Origin of the sequence: Terrabacter sp. C0L_2, from assembly GCF_036352015.1 — a bacterium.
In the GTDB taxonomy this organism is placed as follows: Bacteria; Actinomycetota; Actinomycetes; order Actinomycetales; family Dermatophilaceae; genus Terrabacter; species Terrabacter tumescens.
This window is the reverse complement of sequence record NZ_CP143557.1, coordinates 664,032-687,161: the sequence shown is the minus strand read 5'-3', so window position 1 is coordinate 687,161 and position 23,130 is coordinate 664,032. Positions and strand designations below refer to the sequence as shown.

At 72.5% G+C, this 23,130-nt stretch carries 23 protein-coding genes; 19 read left to right on the top strand and 4 right to left on the bottom strand.

The window, feature by feature from the left end:
- Positions 1-11 precede the first annotated feature (11 nt).
- Positions 12-929: a sigma-70 family RNA polymerase sigma factor gene (locus tag U5C87_RS03220; RefSeq protein WP_330475205.1), complete on the bottom strand. Its 918-nt coding sequence runs from the start codon at positions 927-929 to the stop codon at positions 12-14.
- Positions 930-1,017: 88 nt separating this feature from the next.
- Between U5C87_RS03220 and U5C87_RS03215 the strand changes: the two genes are divergently transcribed.
- From U5C87_RS03215 to U5C87_RS03185, 7 genes are all read left to right on the top strand, one after another.
- Positions 1,018-1,356, top strand: coding sequence for a VOC family protein (locus tag U5C87_RS03215; protein WP_330475204.1), 339 nt, complete (start codon positions 1,018-1,020; stop codon positions 1,354-1,356).
- A gap of 408 nt (positions 1,357-1,764) precedes the next feature.
- A complete protein-coding gene (locus U5C87_RS03210; RefSeq protein ID WP_330475203.1) occupies positions 1,765-2,817 on the top strand; it encodes a LacI family DNA-binding transcriptional regulator in 1,053 nt (350 codons plus the stop codon).
- A gap of 106 nt (positions 2,818-2,923) precedes the next feature.
- On the top strand, positions 2,924-4,210 hold the full coding sequence (locus tag U5C87_RS03205) for a sugar ABC transporter substrate-binding protein (protein WP_330475202.1): 1,287 nt from the start codon (positions 2,924-2,926) through the stop codon (positions 4,208-4,210).
- Between the two features lie 4 nt (positions 4,211-4,214).
- On the top strand, positions 4,215-5,138 hold the full coding sequence (locus U5C87_RS03200; protein ID WP_330475201.1) for a carbohydrate ABC transporter permease: 924 nt from the start codon (positions 4,215-4,217) through the stop codon (positions 5,136-5,138).
- 2 nt (positions 5,139-5,140) lie between these two features.
- Positions 5,141-6,049 (top strand): carbohydrate ABC transporter permease, encoded by a 909-nt coding sequence (locus U5C87_RS03195; protein ID WP_330475200.1) that lies wholly within the window; start codon positions 5,141-5,143, stop codon positions 6,047-6,049.
- Positions 6,050-6,081: 32 nt separating this feature from the next.
- Complete coding sequence (locus tag U5C87_RS03190) at positions 6,082-7,704, top strand: glucoamylase family protein (protein WP_330475199.1); 1,623 nt, start codon at positions 6,082-6,084, stop codon at positions 7,702-7,704.
- Positions 7,705-7,799: 95 nt separating this feature from the next.
- The gene (locus U5C87_RS03185; RefSeq protein ID WP_330475198.1) at positions 7,800-9,680 is read left to right on the top strand and encodes a glycoside hydrolase family 3 protein; all 1,881 of its coding nucleotides are present in this window, start codon (positions 7,800-7,802) and stop codon (positions 9,678-9,680) included.
- A gap of 72 nt (positions 9,681-9,752) precedes the next feature.
- Here the strand turns inward: U5C87_RS03185 and U5C87_RS03180 are convergent, their stop codons facing one another.
- Positions 9,753-10,256, bottom strand: a complete 504-nt coding sequence (locus tag U5C87_RS03180) for a MarR family winged helix-turn-helix transcriptional regulator (RefSeq protein ID WP_330475197.1) — start codon at positions 10,254-10,256, stop codon at positions 9,753-9,755.
- Positions 10,257-10,449: 193 nt separating this feature from the next.
- Between U5C87_RS03180 and U5C87_RS03175 the strand changes: the two genes are divergently transcribed.
- The 8 genes from U5C87_RS03175 (at position 10,450) to U5C87_RS03140 (ending at position 19,521) form a co-directional block, all read left to right on the top strand.
- A complete protein-coding gene (locus tag U5C87_RS03175) occupies positions 10,450-12,246 on the top strand; it encodes a thiamine pyrophosphate-requiring protein (protein WP_330475196.1) in 1,797 nt (598 codons plus the stop codon).
- A gap of 1 nt (position 12,247) precedes the next feature.
- Positions 12,248-12,754 carry a hypothetical protein gene (locus U5C87_RS03170; RefSeq protein ID WP_330475195.1) on the top strand — a complete coding sequence of 169 codons (507 nt, stop codon included), beginning with the start codon at positions 12,248-12,250 and terminating at the stop codon, positions 12,752-12,754.
- A complete protein-coding gene (locus U5C87_RS03165; protein ID WP_330475194.1) occupies positions 12,754-13,503 on the top strand; it encodes a gluconate 2-dehydrogenase subunit 3 family protein in 750 nt (249 codons plus the stop codon). The genes U5C87_RS03170 and U5C87_RS03165 overlap by 1 nt, the downstream gene beginning before the upstream one ends.
- On the top strand, positions 13,500-15,188 hold the full coding sequence (locus U5C87_RS03160; RefSeq protein ID WP_330475193.1) for a GMC family oxidoreductase: 1,689 nt from the start codon (positions 13,500-13,502) through the stop codon (positions 15,186-15,188). Before U5C87_RS03165 ends, U5C87_RS03160 begins: the two co-directional genes overlap by 4 nt.
- Positions 15,185-16,309, top strand: a complete 1,125-nt coding sequence (locus U5C87_RS03155; RefSeq protein WP_330475192.1) for an enolase C-terminal domain-like protein — start codon at positions 15,185-15,187, stop codon at positions 16,307-16,309. The genes U5C87_RS03160 and U5C87_RS03155 overlap by 4 nt, the downstream gene beginning before the upstream one ends.
- The gene (locus tag U5C87_RS03150; protein ID WP_330475191.1) at positions 16,294-18,072 is read left to right on the top strand and encodes a glycoside hydrolase family 15 protein; all 1,779 of its coding nucleotides are present in this window, start codon (positions 16,294-16,296) and stop codon (positions 18,070-18,072) included. Before U5C87_RS03155 ends, U5C87_RS03150 begins: the two co-directional genes overlap by 16 nt.
- A gap of 61 nt (positions 18,073-18,133) precedes the next feature.
- Entirely contained in the window at positions 18,134-19,156 is a 1,023-nt protein-coding gene (locus tag U5C87_RS03145) for an SDR family oxidoreductase (protein ID WP_330475190.1), read from the top strand.
- Positions 19,153-19,521: a hypothetical protein gene (locus U5C87_RS03140; RefSeq protein WP_330475189.1), complete on the top strand. Its 369-nt coding sequence runs from the start codon at positions 19,153-19,155 to the stop codon at positions 19,519-19,521. The genes U5C87_RS03145 and U5C87_RS03140 overlap by 4 nt, the downstream gene beginning before the upstream one ends.
- Here U5C87_RS03140 and U5C87_RS03135 read toward each other — a convergent pair.
- A complete protein-coding gene (locus tag U5C87_RS03135; protein ID WP_030201113.1) occupies positions 19,509-19,757 on the bottom strand; it encodes a DUF2630 family protein in 249 nt (82 codons plus the stop codon). The genes U5C87_RS03140 and U5C87_RS03135 overlap by 13 nt on opposite strands.
- 52 nt (positions 19,758-19,809) lie before the next feature.
- Here U5C87_RS03135 and U5C87_RS03130 point away from each other — a divergent pair, with 52 nt between their 5' ends.
- The 4 genes from U5C87_RS03130 to U5C87_RS03115 all read left to right on the top strand — a co-directional run bounded on the left by U5C87_RS03130 (position 19,810) and on the right by U5C87_RS03115 (position 22,018).
- Complete coding sequence (locus tag U5C87_RS03130; protein ID WP_330475188.1) at positions 19,810-20,517, top strand: alpha/beta fold hydrolase; 708 nt, start codon at positions 19,810-19,812, stop codon at positions 20,515-20,517.
- On the top strand, positions 20,514-20,636 hold the full coding sequence (locus U5C87_RS03125) for a hypothetical protein (protein ID WP_330475187.1): 123 nt from the start codon (positions 20,514-20,516) through the stop codon (positions 20,634-20,636). The genes U5C87_RS03130 and U5C87_RS03125 overlap by 4 nt, the downstream gene beginning before the upstream one ends.
- A gap of 139 nt (positions 20,637-20,775) precedes the next feature.
- The gene (locus tag U5C87_RS03120) at positions 20,776-21,477 is read left to right on the top strand and encodes a hypothetical protein (protein WP_330475186.1); all 702 of its coding nucleotides are present in this window, start codon (positions 20,776-20,778) and stop codon (positions 21,475-21,477) included.
- 52 nt (positions 21,478-21,529) lie between these two features.
- A complete protein-coding gene (locus tag U5C87_RS03115) occupies positions 21,530-22,018 on the top strand; it encodes a DUF4231 domain-containing protein (RefSeq protein ID WP_330475185.1) in 489 nt (162 codons plus the stop codon).
- Here U5C87_RS03115 and U5C87_RS03110 read toward each other — a convergent pair.
- Positions 21,989-22,987, bottom strand: a complete 999-nt coding sequence (locus U5C87_RS03110; protein WP_443082122.1) for a LacI family DNA-binding transcriptional regulator — start codon at positions 22,985-22,987, stop codon at positions 21,989-21,991. The two genes, U5C87_RS03115 and U5C87_RS03110, sit on opposite strands and share 30 nt — an antisense overlap.
- Between the last annotated feature and the right edge of the window lie 143 nt (positions 22,988-23,130).

The window sequence follows — 23,130 nt, the reverse complement described above, 5'->3', positions numbered from 1 at the left end:
CGTCTCGACGGTCAGGACGGCAGGTAGTAGATCTCCATGGTCCGGAGCCTGGCCCGGTCGGCGACCATCTCGATGCCGGTGACGACGTCGCCCTCGACGGTGAAGCGGAACGCCACCTGCGGCTCGCCGTGCAGCGTCCACACCGCGCCGACCCCGCCGTCGAAGGCCGCGAGCCGCGCCGACTTCGCGCCGCCGTTGAAGCGCTGGGCCACGGCGTCCGGGCCGCGCAGCTGCGCCGGGGCGCCCATCGCCGTGGCGGCCTCGTCGGCCGTGAGCACGACGTCGGGGTCGAGCATCTCGAGCAGCGCCGCGAAGTCCCCGCCGCGCGCCGCGGCGAGGAAGGCGCTGACCACCTCGCGCTGGCGCGTGCGCGCCGGGCTCGTCTCGGCGGCGTCGGCGGACCGGACGCGTCGCCGCGCGCGGCTCGCGAGCTGGCGGGTGGCGGCGGGGGAGCGGTCCACGATGTCGGCGATCTGCTCGAACGGCATGCCGAAGAGGTCGTGGAGCACGAAGGCGAGCCGCTCGGCGGGGGCCAGGGTGTCGAGGACGACGAGCAGGGCCAGGCCGATGCTGTCGGCGAGCTCGGCCTCGCTCGCCGGGTCGGGCGCGTGGTGGGCCGTGGGACCGGTCTCGACGCGGGCCTCGCCGGTTCCGACGAGGTCGGCCAGGCCTGCGTCCCAGCTGTCCTCGCGCCGGGAGCCGCGGGAGCGCAGCATGTCGAGGCTGATCCGGCCGACGACGGTCGTCAGCCACCCGGCGAGGTTGTCCACCTCGCTCGTGTCGCTGCGGCTCAGGCGCAGCCACGCCTCCTGCACGGCGTCGTCCGCGTCGGCCGCCGAGCCGAGCACCCGGTAGGCGACGGCGCGCAGCCGCGGTCGCTGCTGCTCGAAGTCGCGGGCCAGCCACTGCTCGCGGGGGCTTTCGTCCATCGTCGTCACATCCTCGGGTCGTGGTCCGTCATAGCACTGACGAGCCGGTGCCACCCGATGTGACACCGCACGATGCAAGGAGAGACCGATGTCCGCCGTGAACACCCTCATCTACCCCGTCGCCGACCTCGACGCCGCGAAGAAGGTCTTCGGGATCCTGCTCGGTGCTCAGCCGCACACCGACCAGCCCTACTACGTCGGCTACAACGTCGACGGCCAGGAGATCGCCCTCGATCCCAACGGCCACCGCAAGGGCCTGACGGGCGGCACGCCGTACTGGTCGGTCGACGACCTCGGGGCGACCGTGACGTCCCTCGTCGAGGCCGGCGCCACGGTCAAGCAGAAGGCCACCGACGTCGGTGGCGGCCGCACCGTCGCGGTCCTCGCGGACGCCGACGGCAACATGATCGGCCTGATGCAGGGCTGATCTCGCGGGCGTCCCGAACGCCACCCATGGCGTATGCCGTCCGCCCGCCGAGGTGCCCGCGTCCCCTCCTCCGCCGCGACCGACGTCGTCGCGTGCTGGTCGATGAGTTCGACTGTGCGGCAACGGTTTGGACGACCGCCAGCGCAACCGAGCTGACGTGCGCGACGTGGCGTGACGGCATACGCCAGCGGGTATCGAGTGGCGTGCGTGAGGAGGGGCCGGACAGGGTGTCGACGACACCCCGTCCGGCCCCTCGACGCTGTCCGCCGCGGCGGTCGGGCCTTGCGCGACGCGTCCGACCTGTGCACTATGGGAAGGCAGATGTAAGCGCTTACAAGATTCTCGGAGCCCCACTCGGGGAGCCGGAGCGGCACATCACTCAACGACGAGACGCGAGAGGCGGGACCCGTGGCGACTGCACGCAAGCACGGCGGTGGATCCTCACCGGCCCCCGTCCAGACCGCGTCCGTCGGCGCCACGATCTACTCCGTCGCCGAGCGCGCCGGCGTCTCGATCGCCACCGTGTCGCGGGTGCTCCAGGGCGCCGGCACGGTCTCGGCGAAGTCCACCCAGAAGGTGCTCGACGCCGTCGAGGAGCTCAACTACGTGCCCCTCGGCGCGGCCCGCAGCCTCGCCGTGCGCCACCACGAGGCGCACGGGCTCGTGCTCCCCGAGCTCTCCGGTCCCTACTACTCCGAGCTGCTCATGGGCTTCGAGTCGCGCGCCGCCGAGCTCGGCCAGAGCGTCACCCTCATGCTCACCGACGGCAAGGCCGACCTCGCCCGCGCCGTCCGCCAGCTCGCCACGCACGTCGACGCCATCGCGGTGCTCGGCTCGGCCGCCATGCCGCCGGCCGTCGCCCGCGCCCTCCACGGACAGAAGCCCGTCGTCATCATCGCCGGCGCGCCGCAGGAGGGCATCGAGAGCGTCCGCGCCGAGAACGCCCACAGCGCAGAGCAGCTCACCGAGCACGTGCTCGCGCACGGCCGCACCCGCCTCGTCTTCGCCGGTGACCCCGAGGGCGCCCCCGACATCACCGAGCGCCACGCCGGCTTCGTCGCCGCGCACCGCGCCCGCGGCCTCGAGCCCGCCCCGCCGGTCCGCGTCCCGTTCCGCGAGGGGGAGGGCGAGGCCGTCGCCGAGCGCATCCTCGCCGGCGAGATCGACGCCGACGCCCTCGTCTGCGCCAACGACGAGCTCGCCCTGGCGATCATGACCCACCTGCAGGACGCCGGCCGCGATGTCCCCGGCGACATCGCCGTCGTCGGCTGGGACGACGTCATGACCTCCCGCTACGTCCGCCCCGGCCTGACGACGGTGCGCCAGCCCGTCCACGAGCTCGGCGTCATCGCCGCCGACCGCCTCCACCAGCGCGTCTCGGGCGGCCAGCCCGTGCTCGAGCCGCAGATCCTCCCGACCCAGGTCGTCATCCGCGGCTCCTGCGGCTGCGCCGGCCGCTGACCCGTTCCCCCAGCCCACGCCGACCCCAGGCGTCCACGATCCCCACCCCACCCCCCACACCCCCCCGACACAGCCGTCGGAGAACACCCGAGAAAGCGAGACACCGATGAGACGCACCACAGCCATCACGGTCGCGTGCATGACTGCCGCGGCCCTCACCGTGACCGCCTGCGGTCGCAGCGCCGACAACGGCGGCAGCACGGCCGGACAGACCGGCGCCGCCGTCAGCACGGGCAAGGCGACCGGCACCATCACCGTCTGGGCGATGGGTGCCGAAGGCGACAAGCTGTCCACGCTGACCAAGGACTTCGAGGCCGCCAACCCCGGTGTCAAGGTCCAGGTGACCGCGATCCCGTGGGATGCCGCGCACGACAAGTTCACGACCGCGATCACGGCCGGCAAGACGCCGGACGTCGCCATGGTCGGCACGACGTGGATGGGCGAGTTCGCGAGCAGCGACGCCCTCGACCCGACGCCGGCCCAGGTCGACAAGAGCGCCTTCTTCGAGGGCGCGCAGAAGACGACCGAGGTGAACGGCACCTCCTACGGCATCCCGTGGTACGTCGAGACGCGCGTCCTCTTCTACCGCACCGACCTCGCCAAGAAGGCCGGCTACGACGCCGCCCCCACCGACTGGCAGGGCCTGCACGACATGGCCAAGGCCATGCAGACCAAGGCCGGCGCGCAGTACGGCATCGGCCTGCAGGCCGGCGGCGAGGGCTCCTGGCAGACGCTCATGCCGTTCGCGTGGAGCGAGGGCGCCGACCTCACCAAGGACGGCGGCAAGGCCTACAACTTCGACAGCCCCCCGATGCTCAAGGCCACGCAGTACTACCAGTCCTTCTTCACCGACGGCATCTCCAACAAGAGCGCCCCGGCGACTCCGACGACTGAGCCCGACTTCGCGAGCGGCAAGGTCCCGATGTTCATCTCCGGTCCGTGGATGATGTCCGCGGTCGAGAAGGTCGGCGGCGCCGGCTTCAAGGACAAGTACAACGTGGCCCCGATCCCCGCCGGCTCGGCCGGGTCGTCCTCGTTCGTCGGCGGCTCCAACTTCGTCGTCTTCAAGAACACGAAGAACCGCGACACGTCGTGGAAGTTCGTCCAGTGGCTCGCCGACCCCAAGGTCCAGGCCAAGTGGTACACGATCTCCACCGACCTGCCGTCGGTCAAGAGCGCGTGGCAGGACCCGGCCCTCGCCGCCGACAAGAAGCTCGCCGTCTTCGGCAAGCAGCTCGAGACCGCCAAGGCGCCGCCGTCGTTCCCGACGTGGGAGCAGGCCGTCAAGGGTCTCGACACCGAGCTGGAGAAGATCACGAAGACCGGTGAGGACCCTGCCCAGGGACTCAAGACGGCCCAGCAGCAGGCCGAGTCCATCGGGACGGGTCTGTAGTCCGATGACCGTCCAGACCGGCACGGCCGGCACCCGTCGGCGGGACGACTCGTCCCGCCGGCGGGAGGGGCGGGCGGCCTGGATCCTCGCGATCCCCTTCTGCCTGCTCTTCCTCGCCTTCACGGCGTGGCCGGTGATCCAGTCGCTCTTCATGAGCATCACCGACACGAAGGCCCGCGACCTGCGACATCCCTTCAGCGTCAACATCATCGGGCTCGACAACTTCACCAAGGCGCTGTCGGACCCGACCTTCCGCAAGGCCGCCGGCAACACGGCCTACTTCGTGCTCGTCGGTATGCCGCTGACCCTCGTCGTCGCGCTCGCCGCGGCGGTCGCACTGGACAAGGGGATCACCCGCTTCCGCGCGATCTTCCGGCTCGGCTTCTACATGCCGGTCATCACCTCGATCGTCGCGGTGGCCGTCGTGTGGCGCTTCCTCCTGCAGGACCCGGGTGGCCTCATCAACACCGCGCTCGGCTGGGTCGGCATCACCGGCCCCAACTGGCTCGGTGACCCGAACTGGTCGATGCCCTCGCTCATCCTCATGGCGTCGTGGCGCAACTTCGGCACGGCGATGATCATCTTCCTCGCCGGCCTGCAGGCCGTGCCCGCCGAGCTGCACGAGGCCGCGGCCATCGACGGCGCCGGCGCGTGGAAACGGTTCCGCTTCGTCACGATGCCGCTGCTGCGCCCGACCCTGCTCTTCGTCATGGTCACGACCGCCATCGGCTACCTGCAGTTCTTCGAGGAGCCGTTCGTCATGACCAAGGGTGGTCCGCTGAACAGCACGATCTCGCTGTCGATGTACACCTACCAGCAGTTCGGCTTCGGCAACTACGGCCTCGCGTCGGCGATGAGCTACCTCATCTTCGTCGTCATCGCGATCGTCACGGCCCTCCAGTTCCGCCTGCTCCGAGAGAGGACCTGACCATGTCCGTCGACACCGCACCGCGGCCCACCGGCCCCGCGCCGGCGCCGAAGGCGAGCCCGACCGGACGCGCCGGGTCCGGCATGGTCGGCTCGAGCCAGGGCGGCCGCTGGTGGCTCTACCTCGTGCTGACCGTCGCGCTCGTCGCCGTCATCGCGCCGTTCGTCTGGATGGTGCTCGGCAGCTTCAAGGGCGAGGGCGAGCTGCGTCAGGTCCCGCCGACGTGGCTGCCCGAGAGCGCCTCGCTCGACAACTACACGCAGCTGTTCAGCAAGCTGAACTTCGGGCAGTACTTCACCAACTCGATCGTCGTGGCCGTCGTCGTGACGGCCGGCAACCTGATCTTCTGCTCGATGCTCGGCTACGCCCTCGCGATGCTCGACTTCCGCGGCAAGAAGGTCATCTTCACCGCCGTCATGGGCACGCTGATGATCCCCGGAGTGGTGACGTTCGTGCCGCTCTTCGTCCTCGTCGCCAACGCCGGCCTCATCGACACGATTCCGGGCCTGTTCCTGCCGTTCCTCGTCAGCCCGTTCGGCGTCTTCCTCATGCGCCAGTTCATCCTCGGGCTGCCCAAGGACCTGCTCGACGCGGGCCGCGTCGACGGTGCGGGCGAGCTGCGCATCTTCTTCCGGATCATCCTGCCGCTGTGCGGTCCCGCGCTCGCGACGCTCGGGATCCTCACGTTCCTCGGCAGCTGGAACAACTTCCTCTGGCCCCTCGTCGTCGCGCAGTCCGAGGACAGGTACACCCTCCCGGTGGCCCTCGCCCTCTACTCGACCGGCCAGAACAGCACGAACTACGGGCTGCTGCTCGCCGGCGCGACCGTCGTCATCATCCCGATCCTCGTCGTCTTCCTCATCTTCCAGAAGCGGTTCATCGAGGGCATCGCCACCACCGGCCTGAAGTAGGCCTCCCCACCCGGAAACAGGAGCACTGCACCATGTCCGAGAAGAAGCTCTACACCCCCAGCCGTCGCTCGATGCTCGTCGGCGGGGCGGCCTCGATCGCCGCCTTCGCCCTCGCGCCCACGGCCTCCGCGTCGACCACCGGCGCGGGCCGGGCGCCCGCCTTCCTGCGGTCGGGTGCGTCCGCCGTCCGCCCGCTCGAGAGCGCCACGGTGCGCACCTGGGCGGCCGACACGTGGCGCAGCCTCGTGGCGATGACCGACCCGAGGACCGGCCTGCCCGCCGACAACATCCCCGAGTCGCTCGCGGCCGGCGACCGCTCGGGCTACACGTCGCCGACGAACATCGGTGGCTACCTCTGGTCGACGATCGCCGCCCGCGAGCTCCGGATCATCACCCGCGGCGAGGCCACGGCGCGGCTCATCCGCACGCTCAAGACCGTCGAGCGCATGGAGCACCACACGCCGAGCGGCATGTACTACAACTGGTACGACGAGGCGACGGCCAAGGCGCTGCACACGTGGCCCGACTCCGGCGACAAGGTCGTCCCGTTCTGCTCGAGCGTCGACAACGGCTGGCTCGGTGCGGCGCTGCTCGTCGTGCAGAGCTCGGACCGGGCCGCGGCGCCGTGGGCGAAGCGGATCTTCGAGCGCATGCGCTGGGACGCGTTCTACAACGACAACAGCGACCCGGCCCACCAGGTCCGCGCCGGCGGCCTCATCCACGGCGGCTTCTACCCCTACGAGGACGGCCGCCCCGGCGGCACCTACCAGGGCACCCACATCGGCGGCGACCCCGTCTGGCTCACGACGCACCACTACGACACGACCGTGTCCGAGACCCGCATCACGAGCTACCTCGGCATCATCACCGGCCAGATCCCGGCCAAGCAGTACTTCGCGATGTGGCGCACCTTCCCGGCGACGTGCGACTGGTCCTGGCACGAGATGCAGCCGGTCGGCGAGAACCGCACGTACTACGGCCTCGACGTCTACGAGGGCGCCTACACCTACCGCGGCATGCACATCGTGCCCGGCTGGGGCGGCTCGATGTTCGAGGAGCTCATGCCCGACGTCTTCGTCGACGAGGCCGCCTGGGCGCCGCGCTCGTGGGGCCGCAACCACCCGCTCCACGTGCGGGCGCAGCGCGAGCACGGCCTGCTCGACGCCGGCTACGGCTACTGGGGCTTCAGCCCGTCGAGCAACCCGGCCGGCGGCTACCGCGAGTACGGCGTCGACGCGCTCGGGCTCAACCCGACGGGCTACATGTCCGACCAGGAGAGCACGAACTACGACCCCGGCTTCGGCGACTGCCGTGCGGCGACCAACCCGAACCCGACCTACGGCGACGGCGTCGTCACCCCGCACGCCGCGTTCCTCGCGATGATGCACGAGCCGGACGAGGCCTTCACCAACCTCGCCAACCTCAAGGCCGACTTCGACTCCTACGAGCGTGGCGGCTTCTTCGACGCCGTGGCCGTGCGGTCGGGGACCGTCGCCCGCCGTTACCTCTCGCTCGACCAGGCCATGGTCATGGGCGCCGCGGGCAACGTGCTCGGCAACGACGTGCTCCGTCGGGCCTTCAGCACCAAGGCCGTCGAGCGCGCCCTGCGTCCCGTCATCGGCGCCGAGGAGTTCGGCGCCGACCCGGTCGCCTGACCCCGAGGCCCCACCACCCGAGCCCCACACCACGTGGCCGCCCGTCCGGACCGGTCGGGCGGCCACGGTCCCCTCACGACGAAAGGCACCACCCCGTGCGCCCCGAGCTCTCCACCTCCGAGGACGGCGTCGCCTACCGCGACCTCAACGGCAACGGCCGGATGGATCCCTACGAGGACCCCCGGCTGCCCGTGGAGGAGCGGGTGGAGGACCTCCTCGGCCGGCTCTCGCTCCAGGAGAAGGTCGGCCTCATGTTCCAGACCGTCATCGAGGCGGGCACGGACGGAACGGTGCTCGAGCACCCTGGCAACATCAGCAAGTCCCCGACGAGCGCCGTCGTGCTGGACAAGCACCTCACCCACTTCAACGTCCACGCGCTCGACGACCCGCGCATGGCGGCCCGGTGGAGCAACGCCCTGCAGGCGCTCGCCGAGCGCACGCCACACGGCATACCCGTGACCGTCTCGACCGACCCGCGGCACGCGTTCATCGAGAACGTCGGCGTCTCCTTCTCCGCCGGCGCGTTCTCGCAGTGGCCCGAGCCGCTCGGGCTCGCGGCGCTGCGCGACGCCGACGCCGTGCGCCGCTTCGCCGACATCGCGCGCCAGGAGTATGTCGCCGTCGGCATCCGCGCGGCGCTGCACCCGACGCTCGACCTCGCGACCGAGCCGCGCTGGGCGCGCCAAGCCGGCACCTTCGGCCAGGATCCCGACCTCGTGACGGAGCTCGGGGTCGCGTATCTCAAGGGTTTCCAAGGCGATTCGCTCGGGTCGGACAGCGTGGCGTGCACGAGCAAGCACTTCCCGGGCGGCGGCCCGCAGAAGGACGGCGAGGACGCGCACTTCCCCTACGGCCGCGAGCAGGTCTATCCCGGAGGGCGTTTCGCCGACCACCTCAAGCCGTTCCCGCCGATCATCGAGGCCGGCACGGCCGGAATCATGCCCTACTACGGCATGCCGGTCGACCTCGTCGTCGACGGCGTCGAGATCGAGCCGATCGGCTTCGGCTACAACAAGCAGGTCGTCACCGGGCTGCTGCGCGAGAAGCTCGGCTACGACGGCGTCGTCGTCACCGACTGGGAGCTCGTCAACGACAACCACGTCGGCGACCAGGTGCTCCCGGCGCGCGCCTGGGGTGTCGAGCACCTCGACCCGCACGGCCGGATGGAGCTCATTCTCGAGGCCGGCGCCGACCAGTTCGGCGGCGAGGAGTGCGTCGAGATCCTCCTCGACCTCGTCGCCCAGGGCCGGGTCACCGAGGCGCGCATCGACGAGTCCGCCCGCCGCATCCTCGCCGTGAAGTTCCGCCTCGGCCTCTTCGAGGACCCCTACGTCGACGAGGACGCTGCCGCGGCGATCGTGGGCCGCGACGACTTCCGGGAGGAGGGGTATGCCGCGCAGGCCCGTTCGGTGACCGTGCTGCAGAACGGCGCCCCGGCCGGCGTGCGCTCCCCGGGTGCCACGGTCACGTGCGCCGAGGCGACCCTCCCGCTCCGAGACGGGCTGTCCGTCTACGTCGAGAACGTGTCGCCCGAGGCGGCCGCCCGCCTCGGGCGGGTCGTGGAGCGGCCCGAGGACGCCGACGTCGCCGTCGTGCGACTGACAGCTCCGTTCGACCCGCGCTCGGACCTCTTCCTCGAGTCGTGGTTCCACCAGGGCTCGCTCGACTTCCCGCCGGGACTCGTGGCCCGCCTCGGCCGGATCGCCGCGCAGTGCCCGCTCGTCCTCGACGTCGTGCTCGACCGGCCGGCGGTGCTCACCCCGCTGCTGCCCGTCGCGACGACCGTCGTGGCGAGCTACGGCACGAGCGACGCCGCCCTCGTCGACGCGCTGCGGGGCGTCCACGCACCGGTCGGCCGGCTGCCGTTCGACCTGCCCCGCTCAATGGACCAGGTCCGCGCGCACGGCGAGGACGTGCCGGGCTACGACGACCCGCTCTTTCCCTTCGGCCACGGCTTGCGCCCAGCCACCGACTGACCGCGCGGGTCGAGGTGGTGGCGGGCGGCATACGACCCCGTTCTCACCTCGAAGCGCCGTGAGCCGACGCTGCTAGCTGCGCCAGCCGAGGGCCCACAGGTCGTGGGCGTCCAGTCCGTCTGCGGCGTGCGCGAACCGGCCCAACGCGGTCACGAGGGTGCGACGGTCCTCCGGCGTCATCCGGGCCAGGATCGGGCGGACCTGCTCGGCCCGATCACGCATGACCTCCTCGACGACCTCGTGCCCGGCGGGGGTGAGCCGCAGCACGAGCTGGCGGCGGTTGCCGGGGTCGTCGGCGCGGTCGACGAGTCCGCGCGTCACGAGGCGGTCGCAGACCCGGCTCGCGCGGGTGAGGTGGATGCCGACCGCGTCGGCGAGGGCGCCCAGGGAGAGGGGCGGGCCGCTCGAGAGGACCACCAGCACGCGGAGGTGGAGCAGGTCGGTCACCTCGGACGCGGCCGCCATCGACCGGGCGGTCACCGCCACGAGGACACGACAGGCGTCGAGAACTGCGTCGACCTCGTCCTCTCCGGGTAGGCGACTGTCGGCAGGCTCGATGCGGGGACGGGATGGCACCGCACCAGTCTCTCGCGCAACACTTGCAATCTGCAACAGTTGCGCGTAGTAAGGAATTGAGATCTTCGTCGGGCGCCGCTGGCGGGGGACTCGCAGGACGTGAGCCGCGGACCGGCTCCACCGAGTGCGAGGCGGCCCACGCGGTCGTCGCCCGAAACCGGTCCACGGCTCGTCGACGACGAAGGAGATCGAGATGGCCCAGCAGGTTGCCGACGTGGTTCTCTCCCGGCTGCGCGACTGGGGCGTGCGCCAGGTGTTCGGCTTCCCCGGTGACGGGATCAACGGACTGCTCGCCGCCTGGGGGCGGGCCGACGACGACCCGCAGTTCGTCCAGGCCCGCCACGAGGAGATGGCCGCCTTCGAGGCCGTCGGCTACGCGAAGTTCTCCGGTGAGGTCGGGGTCTGCGCCGCGACGAGCGGCCCGGGCGCGATCCACCTGCTCAACGGGCTCTACGACGCCAAGCTCGACCACGTGCCGGTCGTGGCCATCGTCGGCCAGACGGCCCGCAGCGCCATGGGTGGGTCGTACCAGCAGGAGGTCGACCTCACGACCCTCTTCAAGGACGTCTGCTCCGACTACGTGCAGATGTGCACCGTGCCCGAGCAGCTGCCCAACCTCATCGACCGCGCCATCCGCATCGCCCGGGCCCGCAGCGCCCCGACCTGCATCATCTTCCCCTCCGACGTGCTCGAGCTCGAGTACACCCCGCCCGGCCACGCCTTCAAGATGGTGCCCTCGAGCGTCGGCACCGCACGCGCCACCGCGTGTCCCGACGACGAGGCCGTGCGCCGCGCCGCGGACCTGCTCAACGCGGGCCAGAAGGTGGCCATGCTCGTCGGGCAAGGGGCCCGCGGCTGCGAGGCCGAGCTGACTGAGGTGGCCGACCTCCTCGGGGCCGGCGCGGCCAAGGCGCTGCTCGGCAAGGACGTGCTGCCCGACACCCTGCCCTGGGTCACCGGCTCCATCGGCCTGCTCGGCACCACCGCCTCGTACGACCTCATGATGGGCTGCGACACGCTGCTCACCGTCGGGTCCAACTTCCCCTACACCCAGTTCATGCCGCCGCTCGAGCAGGCCCGGGCCGTGCAGATCGACCGTTCCGAGGCCTGGATCGGCATGCGCTACCCCTACGAGCTCAACCTCGTCGGCGATGCCAAGGCCACCCTCCAGGCCCTCATCCCGCTCCTGGAGCGCACGGAGGACCGCTCCTGGCGCGAGGAGATCGAGGGCAACGTCGACGACTGGTGGCAGACCGTCGACACCTGGGCGATGAACGACGCCGAGCCGGTCAACCCGATGCGGATCTTCGCCGAGCTCTCCAGCCGGCTGCCGAGCGACGCCATGGTCGCGGCCGACTCCGGCAGCGCCGCCAACTGGTATGCCCGCAACCTGCGCTTCCACGGCGACATCCTGGGCTCGCTCTCCGGGACGCTCGCCACCATGGGGCCGGGCGTCCCCTACGCCATCGGAGCCAAGTGGGCCCATTCGGACCGCCCGGCCATCGCCCTCGTCGGCGACGGCGCGATGCAGATGAACGGGATGGCCGAGCTCATCACCGTCGCGCACTACTGGGAGCAGTGGACCGACCCGCGGCTCGTCGTGGCCGTCCTGCACAACAACGACCTCAACCAGGTCACGTGGGAGATGCGGGCCATGGAGGGCTCGCCGAAGTTCGCCGAGAGCCAGACCCTCCCCGACGTCGACTACGCCGGTTTCGCCCGCAGCCTCGGGCTCGTCGGGGTCAACATCGACGACCCGGACCAGCTCGGCCCCGCCTGGGACGCCGCGCTGTCCGCCGACCGGCCCACGGTGCTCGACGTGCGCTGCGACCCCGACGTGCCGCCGATCCCGCCGCACGCCACGATGGAGCAGGCCAAGGCGACCGCCGCCGCAGTGCTCCACGGCGACGAGGACCGTTGGGGGTTCATCAAGCAGGGCGTCAAGATGAAGGCCCAGCAGGTCGTACCCGGCCTCAAGGGTGGTGAGTGACGTGGCACGGCACGCGTCCCGCGGCGACACCTGGCTCGAGCGCGCCGTCGCCGACGTGCGGACCGGGCGCTTCGAGCAGACCCTCGCGGGCCTGACGGCTGCCGGCGCGGGGATCACGACCGCCGAGATCTACCTGGCCCACGACGGCGCCAGCTTCGGCAACAAGCTGATGTGGTGGCCGGTCGTGATCCTCCCGGCAGCCGTGCCGGCGGGCGTGGCCGGTGTCTTCTCCAAGCGCGCCGCCCACACGGTGCTGCCCGTCGCCTCCGCGCTCATCGTGGCCAACGGGCTGCAGGGCACGTGGCTGCACTGGCGCGGCGTCGCCCAGCGACCCGGCGGGGTCACGCGCTACAACCTCGAGGCCGGGCCGCCCCTCTTCGCCCCGCTGCTCGCCACCGTCGTCGGTGGCATGGGCCTGCTCGCCGCCGTGCTGCGGCGCGAGGACCGGTCGCCACGCCACGGCGCGGCCCGGTCCCGCCCCTGCCTCCGGCCGGGGAGGCGCCGCTGATGCCGTTCCGTTCCCCGCACCGCCATGCCGTCACGCCCCAGGGACGCGGACGCTTCCCCGGCTTCGACGTGCTCGACTCGGTCGACGCCTGGGACGACGTGACGGCCGGGGTCGTCCTGGGCCGCCTCGCGCACCCCTCCGACCTCGCCTTCTTCACCCCGCACGAGGTCTCCGTCGCGGCGCCCCTGCTCGACCTGCTCCTCGACCAGGACGGGGAGCCCCGGGTGCCGGTGCTCGAGCTGCTCGACGAGCGCCTGGCGGTGGGGGAGACCGACGGCTGGCACTACGACGAGCTCCCCGAGGACGGGGAGGCGTGGCGGCGCACCCTCGCCTGGCTCGACGACGACGCGACGGAGCGCTTCGACGGCGCCCGGTTCGAGGGGCTCGACGCGAGCCGGCAGGCAGCGCTCGTGCAGGACGTGCAGACCCGCGCCTCGGAAGGTCAGACGTGGCACGGGGTGTCCGCCGAGCACGTGTGGAGCCTGTGGACGAGGTATGCGTGCACGGCCTTCTACTCCCACCCCTGGGCCTGGAACGAGATCGGCTTCCCCGGCCCCGCCTACCCACGGGGCTACGTCAACGCCGGCGTGGGCGCGCGGGACCACTGGGAGGTGGCCGACGCCGTCGACCGACCTCCCACCCCGTTCGCCGAGCGCGTCGAGTCGGCCCGGCGTGAGCACGCCGCCCTGGTCGAGCGCCACCACGGGGGCCACCAACCAGGCCACCACCGAGAAGGAGGTACGCGTTGAGCCGGCTCCAGAGGCCCCGGAGCGAGCGCGAGCTGCGCGCCCGCAACGACTCCGCCTGGCTGCTGCCCACCGACGGCACCCGGACGAACCACCGCCTGCGCGACGACATGCGTCGCTTCGACGACACCGACGAGGTCGACCTCGTCGTCGTGGGTGCGGGCGCGGGCGGCAGCGTCCTGACCCAGCGCCTGGCCCGCGCCGGCTGGCGCGTGGTGTGCCTCGACGCCGGGCCCTTCTGGGACCCCGACGCCGACTGGGTCTCCGACGAGCGCGGCGCGCACACCTTGTACTGGACCGACCCGCGCCAGATCGGCGGCAGCGACCCGGTGCCGATGGGCTCGAACAACTCCGGCCGCGGCGTCGGCGGGTCGATGGTCCACTACGCCGGCTACACCCCGCGCTTCCACCCGAGCGACTTCTCGGTGCTGACCGACGACGGCGTCGGCGCCGACTGGCCGATCGCGTACTCCGACCTGCGTCCCTACTACGAGGCGATCGAGCAGGAGATGCCCGTCGCGGGCCAGGACTGGCCGTGGGGCGACCCGCACTCCTACCCGCACTCGCCCCACCCGGTCGGGGGCAACGGCGAGATCTTCCAGCGGGGAGCGCTCGCCGCCGGCATCGAGACCCGCGTCGGCCCGGTGGCCATCGCCAACGGCCGCTTCGGGCACCGCCCGCACTGCATCTACCGGGGCTTCTGCCTGCAGGGCTGCAAGGTGAACGCCAAGGCGAGCCCGCTCATCACGCACGTGCCCGACGCCCTCGCGCACGGCGCGGAGATCCGGCCCGACAGCATGGTCACCCGGGTCGTCGTCGACGACGACTCTGGCCGCGCGACCGGCGTCACCTACCTGCGACGCGGCCGCGAGCACTTCCAGCGGGCCCGGGCCGTCGCCGTCGCCGGCTACTCCATCGAGACCCCGCGCCTGCTGCTGCTGTCGGCCACCGAGCGGTATGCCGCCGGGCTGGGCAACGAGCACGACCAGCTGGGCCGGTACCTCATGGTCCAGGGCGCCCCGCAGACCTCGGGCCGGTTCGAGGACGAGATCCGCGCCTACAAGGCCCCGCCGCCGGAGGTCTCCTCGGAGCAGTTCTACGAGACCGACCCGACCAAGCCCTACCGCCGCGGCTGGTCGATCCAGAACGTCAGCCCGCTTCCCATCACGTGGGCCGAACACGTTGTCGCGCAGGGCCACTGGGGCGCGCCGCTGCGGGAGTACCTCCGCGACTTCGTGCACTGGGCGACCATCGGGGCGCTGTGCGAGTTCCTGCCGCAGCCCGACAACCGCGTCACCCTCGCGGACGAGAAGGACCGCCACGGCCTGCCGATCGCGCACTTCTCCTACTCCCAGTGCGACAACGACCGCCTGCTGACCAAGGCCGCGACGGAGGCGATGGAGACGATCCTCAAGGCGGCCGGGGCCAGCGAGGTCATGACGATCGACCGCTACGCCCACCTCGTCGGCGGAGCCCGGATGGCAGCCCGCGCCGAGGACGGCGTCGTCGACGCCGACCACCGCGTCTTCGGGATCCCCAACCTCTACGTCGTCGACGGCAGCGTGCTGCCCACGCAGGGCTCGGCCAACCCGGCCCTGACGATCATGGCGCTCGCGGCCCGAGCCGCGGATCGGCTTGCGACACAGGCACGTCGGGGGTTGACCGAGCATCAGGCGGTGCGAGCATGAGCATGCGAGCGAGCGACACGGCATACGCCCGCGGTGACAGCGCCATCACGCACGTCGAGACGGCCGTCTACCGCTTCCCGACCCCCGAGCCGGAGGCCGACGGCACGTTCGAGTGGCACGCGACCACGGCGGTTGTCGTCACGCTCGAGGCGGGCGGGCAGAGCGGCCTGGGCTGGACCTACTCGAGCCGCGCTGCCGCCGCGGTGGTCGAGGACGAGCTGACGCCGCACCTGCTCGGCCGCAGCGCCCTCGACGTCACGGACGGGTGGTCGGCGATGCGTCGTGCGGTCCGCAACCTCAGCGGCAGCGGCCTCGCCATGCAGGCGGTCAGCGCCGTCGACGTGGCGTGGTGGGACCTCAAGGCCCGCCTGCTCGACGTGCCGCTCGGCGACCTGCTCGGCCGCTGCCGTGACGACGTGCCCCTCTACGGCTCAGGCGGATTCACCACTCTCGACGACGCGCAGCTCGTCGAGCAGGTCGAGGGCTGGGCCGACGCCGGCTGCACGGCGATGAAGATCAAGATCGGCGAGAGCTGGGGCGCCGACCCCGAGCGCGACCTCCAGCGCACCCGGCAGCTGCGCCGCCTGGCCCCCGAGGGCACGCAGCTCATGGTGGACGCCAACGGCGGCTACACCGTCGGCGAGGCGGTCCGCGTCGGCGACCGGCTCGACGACCTCGGCGTCGTGTGGTTCGAGGAGCCGGTCTCCAGCGACGACACCGTCGGACTCGCTTCCGTCCGTGAAGCGCTCGCCTGCGACGTGGCCGCGGGGGAGTATGCCGCCACACCCGATGACGTGAACGACCTGCTTCCCGTCGTCGACTGCCTCCAGCTCGACGCCACCCGCTGCGGCGGCTACACCGGCTGGCTGCGCGGGGCGTCGCTCGCCGAGGCAGCGCACCTGCAGGTGTCGGCCCACTGCGCGCCGAGCCTGCACGCGGTCGTCGCGGCCGCGGTGCCCAACCTGCGGCACGTCGAGTGGTTCGTCGACCACGCGAGGCTCGAGCCCCATCTGCTCGACGGCATCCCCGAGGTGCACGACGGCGCCCTGCACCCGCGGCACGACGAGCCGGGCCACGGCATGACGGTGAGCGGGGGTGCCGACCAGTGGCGGGTCGCGTGAAGCTGCCGGCGGGACTGCCGCTGCACGTCCTGCGGGAGTATGCCGTCCTGGCCGACGGTGAGCGCGCCGCCCTCGTCGGTCCGCGCGGCGAGGTCGCCTGGCTGTGCGCGCCGCAGTGGCACGACGACCCCGTCTTCGGCTCCCTCATCGGCGGTCCCGGGACGTATGCCGTCACCCCGCTCGAGGAGCGCTACGTCTGGGGCGGCTACTACGAGGAGGGCACCCTCGTCTGGCGTGGGCGCTGGACCGCCGACGACTGCGTCATGGAGTGCCGCCAGGCCCTCGCGTTCCCCGGCGACAAGGACCACGTCGTGCTGCTCCACCGCCTCGAGGCGCAGCGGGGCGACGCCCGGTTCGCCGCGGTGCTCTCGCTCGGTGCGGGCTTCGGCACCGAGCCGATGGTCGACGTGCACCGGTCGGGCGACGTGTGGACCGCCCGCGCCGGGCAGCACGTCATGCGCTGGTCGGGCGCCGGGAACGCCCACTGGGTGGGCTCCGACAACCGCCTCGAGCTGGTGGTCGAGCTGGGCGAGGGCCAGACCCACGACCTCGTCCTCGAAATCGGCCGCGACCGCCTGCCGGACCTCCCGCCCGCGCCGGACCCGACCTGGTCGGCGACCCTGGCCTCGTGGAGCGACGCCGTGCCGAGCTTCGGGCAGACCATCGCGCCCACCGACGCCAAGCAGTCGTATGCCGTCCTGCGGGGTCTCACGAGCGCCGCCGGCGGGATGGTGGCGGCGGCCACGATGTCGCTGCCCGAGCACGGTGGGCGCAGCCGCAACTACGACTACCGCTACGCGTGGATCCGCGACCAGTGCTACGCCGGTCAGGCGGTCGCCGCCTGCGGCCCCCACCCGCTCCTCGCGTCCGCGGTCGGCTTCGTGTCGGGCGCCCTGCTCGAGCACGGCACCGACCTGCGCCCGGCCTACACCGTCGACGGCGGGCTGGTTCCCGACGAGCGGCAGCTCGACCTGCCCGGCTACCCCGGCGGCAAGGACGTCGTCGGCAACTGGGTCAACGAGCAGTTCCAGCTCGACACGCTCGGCGAGTCGCTCCTGCTCTTCGCCGCCGCCGAGCGCCACGACATGCTCGACCTCGACGGGTGGCGAGCCGTGGAGACGTGCATCGACGTCATGCGGGGGCGCTGGAAGAAGCCGGACGCCGGCATCTGGGAGCTCGACGACCGCCGGTGGGCGCACTCGCGTCTCATCTGTGCCGCCGGCCTGCGGGGGATCGCTGCGGTGGCGCCGACCGCGCAGGCCGCCGAGTGGGCCGGCTTCGCCGACACCATCGTCGCCGACGCGACGTCCGACTGCCTGCACCCGAGCGGCCGCTGGCAGCAGAGCCCGCAGGACGAGCGCGTCGATGCCTCACTGCTGCTCGCGGCCGTGCGCGGCGCGGTCCCACCGGAGGACCCGCGCAGCATCGCCACGCTCGCTGCGGTCCGCGACGAGCTGGCCGACGAGGGCTACCTCTACCGCTTCCGGCACGACGAGCGTCCCCTCGCCGAGGCCGAGGGGGTCTTCCTGCTCTGCGGCTTCCACATGGCGCTCGCCACGCACCAGCAGGGTCACCGCGCCGAGGCGCTGCGGTGGTTCGAGCGCGGCCGCGCGGCCTGCACCACCCCGGGCCTGTTCACCGAGGAGTTCGACGTCCGCCAGCGCCAGCTGCGCGGCAACCTCCCGCAGGCCTTCGTCCACGCCGGGATGCTCGAGGCGAGTGCCCGGCTCGCCGACGGACCCGGCACGCACCTGCACACCTGACCGGCCCGGACGGGTACGGGGGCGACATCCGTCCCGATCCGCAACGAGGAGAGGAAACCCCATGAACGACGCACGGTTCCAGCAGGCCCAGGTCGTGGCCGTCACCGGCGCGAGCGGAGGCATCGGTCGCGCGACGGCCGTCGCCTTCGGGAAGCGCGGTGCCAAGGTGGCGCTGCTCGCCCGCGGCTCAGCCGGACTGGAGGCGGCCGCCGACGAGGTGCGCGCGGCCGGCGGACACCCGCTGGTCGTCGAGGTCGACGTGGCCGACGCCGACGCGGTGACCGCCGCCGTCGACACCGTCGAGCGCGAGCTCGGCCCGGTCGACGTGTGGGTCAACGTGGCCTTCACCTCGGTCTTCGCACCGTTCGAGCAGATCGAGCCCGAGGAGTACCGACGGGTCACCGAGGTCTCCTACCTCGGCTACGTCTACGCGACGATGGCGATCCTGCCCCGGATGAAGGAGCGCGGCCACGGCACGATCGTGCAGGTCGGCTCGGCGCTCGCCTACCGCGGCATCCCGCTGCAGACCGCCTACTGCGGCGCCAAGCACGCGATCCAGGGCTTCCACGAGGCGCTGCGGTGCGAGCTGCTCCACGAGAAGAGCCCCGTGCACGTGACGATGGTGCAGATGCCGGCCGTCAACACACCGCAGTTCCAGTGGGTGCGCTCGCGCCTGCCGAAGAAGCCGCAGCCCGTGCCGCCGATCTACGAGCCGCACGTGGCCGCGAGCGCGGTCGTGCACGCGGCCGACCACCCGAAGCGGCGGGAGTACTGGGTCGGCGGCAGCACGGTGGGCACGCTCGCGGCCAACGCCATCGCCCCGGGCCTGCTCGACCGCTACCTGGCCCGCACCGGCTTCTCCTCGCAGCAGACCGACGAGCCGAGCGACCCGGACCGTCCCGACAACCTCGACAGCCCCGCCGACGAGCACCGCGACTACGGCACGCGCGGCCCCTTCGCCGAGCGGTCCACCGACCGGGCCCCCCAGCTCTGGGCCTCCCAGCACCACGGGCTGCTCGGAGCGGTGGGCGGCCTGGCTGTCGCGGCCCTCGCCGCCGGCGTCGGCGCTCGGCGCTCGCGGTGACTCGGCGGCACCTGACGCTGACGGCGCCCGTCGCCCTCGAGGTCGGGAGGGCGGCATACGGCCTCGTCGGTCTCGTGGCGCCGGCGCGGATCGCCGCGCTGGAGCTGCGACGGGTCCCCGGCCGGGGGACCGTCACGGTGGCGCGGATCCTCGGCGCCCGGCACCTGGCGCAGGCGGTCGCCGTGCTCGCCACCCGTGGCCCCGACGCGCACCGCTTCGGCGGCGGCGTCGACGCCCTGCACGCGGCGAGCATGGTGCCGTGGGCGGCGGCCGCGCGCTCCGAACGGCGCTACTACGTCACGAGCGGTGTCGTCGCCGCGGCGCTGGCGCTGCTCGAGTGGCGGGCTTCGCGTCAGCCCGTGTAGCCCTCGACGGTGCGCTCGGAGCGGACCTCGGCGTCGTCCGGGTTCTGGCCGAACTCGCGCTTGGCCCGTCGCTGGCGCAGCAGGTCCCAGCACTGGTCGAGCTCGACCTCGACGGTGCGCAGTCGCGCGTGCTCCTCGTCGACGCTGATCTCGCCGGCCTGGAGCGAGGAGCGCAGCCGGTGCTCCTCGTCGATGAGCGAGGTGATGCGGTCCGAGATCGTGGTGTCGTCAGCCATGCGGTCACCTTCGCACGGGACCGCGGCGGCGTCGAGGGCTACCATGTGGACAGTGACCACATTCGCTCTCGTCCCCGGCGCCGGTGGCGCCGCTTGGTACTGGCACCGCGTCGTCCCGCTGCTGGAGCAGGCGGGCCACGAGGCCGTCGCGGTCGACCTGCCCGGTGACGACCCGGAGGCCGGCCTGCCGGAGTATGCCGGTCTCGTCGTCGACGCGGTCGCCGGCCGTCACGACGTGGTGGTCGTCGCACAGTCGATGGGCGGCTTCACCGCGCCGATGGTGGCGGCCCGGCGCCCGGTCTCCGCGATCGTGCTGCTCAACGCCATGGTCCCGCTGCCGGGGGAGACGGCCGGCCAGTGGTGGGACGCCGTGGGCTCGGAGGAGGTGCGGCGCGCGGCGGCCCGGGCCGGTGGCTACACCGAGGAGGTCGACCTCGACACGTACTTCCTCCACGACGTCGACCCCGCGGTCGCCGCGACGGGGGAGGCGCACCAGCGCCCCGAGGTCGACCGCGCCTTCGAGACGCCCTGCGACATCGCTGCGTGGCCCGGGGTGCCCACCCGCGCCGTCGCGGGCGTGGACGACCGCTTCTTCCCCGTGGCGCTGCAGCGCCGCGTCGCCCGCGAGCGTCTCGGGCTCGACCTCGACGTCGTCCCCGGCGGGCACCTCGCTGCGCTGTCGCACCCGGCCGAGCTCACGGCATACCTCTGCGGGACGTTGCTACCGTCGGGTGCCGTGCGGGACGAGCAGCCCACGTGACCACGGACGCCCGACGCCTCGCCTCCGAGCCGGACCGCGTCGCGACCTGGTCCGAGGGCGACGAGATCGTCTTCGAGCGCTTCTCCGTCGTCTGGCCGCCGGAGCACTCCGACCTGTAGGGCCGGCGCTTGCGCAGACCTTGCGCGATTCCTGCGCGCCTCCCGCGCCCTTTCCCCGGCTGACCTTGCGACGGGCTGGACACACTGGGGGAGCACCCTGCCGGTGCCGTCCTGCAGTCGCCACCCCCGAGGACCGCCCATGCCCACCAGCGCCCCGTCGTCCCGCACCGTCCAGCTCGGCGTGGCTGCCGTCGTCCTCGCCGGGACCGTCGCCGTCGGGCTGGGTGCGTATGTCGTCGCCTCCGGACCCGACGCCGCGGAGCCGGTGCACGTGGCCGCTCCGGCGGTCGCCCCGGCGCCTTCGGCAGCGACGTCTCCCACGGCGCCGGCGTCTCCTTCCGGCGTGCTCGTCGGCGACACGGTCTCGACCGGTCTGCGCCCGCTGACCCGGGAGCTGGCCGGCGTCGTGGCCGGCCGGCAGACGTGGGTACGCATCCCGTGGACGACCGACGCACCGGTCTGCTCGGTCGCCGTCACGGTGTCCTCGGCCGGCGCGGCGGTGGGCTACCCCAACATGGGCGGGTTCTCCTCGTTCTACCGGCAGGACCGTCTGGCGGCGTCGAGCCGTGACTACACCGCCGTGCGCCTCCACGTGCCGGCGTGGTCGTCCGCGTCGTCCGTCACCGCCGACGTGACCGCCAGCTACGTCTCGGCCGCGAAGGGCTCGGGGGCCGCGCTGCCGAAGGCGTGCACGGGGACGCCCGTGACGCGCACCTACCGGGTCACGCTGCCCGTGGGGTCGGCGGCGACGGTGGCCTCGCCCGCTCCGGGTTCGACGGGTGCCGCCGAGACGCTGGCCGCGCGGGGTGACGTCGACGCCCGCTCCGCCGGCTCGCTCTGACCCCGCCCCCCCCAAACGCTCCCCGGGAGGCGGGAGGGCGCGACACTGTGGCATGGGCACCAATCCGGGCTGGATGTCCGACGAGCTGCCGGACCCCGCCGACCCCGAGCTGTCGGGGTCGGCGGTGTGGGCGGCGTACCGCGACCAGTTCGCGTCCTACAGCAGTGGCGCGACGACGAATCGCCTGTCGTATCAGGTGGCCCGGATCGTCAGCCTCACGGCTGCGGCAGCCGTGACCGTCGCGGCCGGGTTGTCCGCGACGGCGTGGGTCACCGCCTCGCTCGGCGCCCTGATCGTCGTGCTCGAGGGGCTCCAGCAGCTCTTCCAGTGGCACGAGAACTGGATCGCCTACCGCACGGCGACGGAGACGATGCGACAGCACGCGATCGACTTCGTGGCCGGCGTCGCGCCCTACGACTCCGCCGACGGCCGTGACCGGCTCGCGCGCCTCGCCGTGCTCCGTCGTGACGTCGCCCTCCGCGAGTCCGGAGGATGGGCAGGTCGTATGCGTTCAGCGGGTGGGCGTGGTGGTGGCGCCTGAGCGCGGGGCACGGCGTCGCGAGCGGCCCGGCGGCACGCCGAGGGTCGTCTCGCGGGCCTCGAGGGTCCACGCCACCTCGACCTCCTCGGCCGGCCCGTCGTCGCCGTCGATCCGGCGCGAGAGCAGCTCGAGCGCCGCACGGGCCAGGCCCGTCAGGTCGGGGGAGATCGTCGTGACCGTCGGGTTGGAGTAGCGCGTCTCGGCGATGTCGTCGAAGCCGACGATGGCGACCTCCTCGGGCACTTGCACCCCGGCCTCGACGCAGGCACGCAGGGCGCCGATCGCCATGAGGTCGTTGAAGCAGAAGACGGCGTCGGGCCGCTCCGGCAGGGCGAGCAGCTGCTGCATCGCGGCGTGGCCGTCGGCGCGCTCGAAGTGAGGGACCCCGATCACGAGGTCGGTGTCGTAGGGCAGGCCGGCCGCTTTGAGGGCCTGCCGGTAGCCGCGCAGACGGGCCGACGCGGTGCCCTTGGTCGTCTCGCGACCGACGGCCGCAATGCGTCGGCGGCCTTGGGCGACAAGGTGTTCCGTGGCGGCGCGCGAGGCCGCGACGGAGTCGACGGCGATGTGGTCCAAGCCCGTGGGCACGGGGCGCTCGCCGAGCAGGACCATCGGCAGGCTGTCGGCGCGGCGCCCGATCTCGTCGGCTGAGAGGGCGAGCGGCGAGAAGATGACGCCGTCGATGACGTGCGAGCGCATGCCCTCGAGGACGACGCGCTCGGCGTCGGCGTCGCCGCCGGTCACGTCGAGCAGGACGATGAAGCCGAGCGCCGCGGCCTCCTCGGTGATGCGGGCCGCGAGCTCGGCGAAGTAGGGGGAGTCCATGGCAGGCACCGCCAGGGCGAGGAAGCCGGCGCGGCCGTGCTTGAGGCTGCGCGCCGAGAGGTTGGGCCGGTAGTGCAGCTCGGCCATCGCGGCCTCGACGCGCTCGCGCGTGCTGGCCTTCACGTGTGGGTGGTGGTTGAGCACGTTCGAGGCCGTTTTGACCGACACTCCCGCACGTTCCGCCACGTCCCTGAGCCGCGCTGCCAACCGTGCCTCCGTCCGTCCGGGCCTCCTGCGTGCCCTGCCTCGTGGACAGGCTAGCGCCCGCCGACGCCCGACGTGACGAC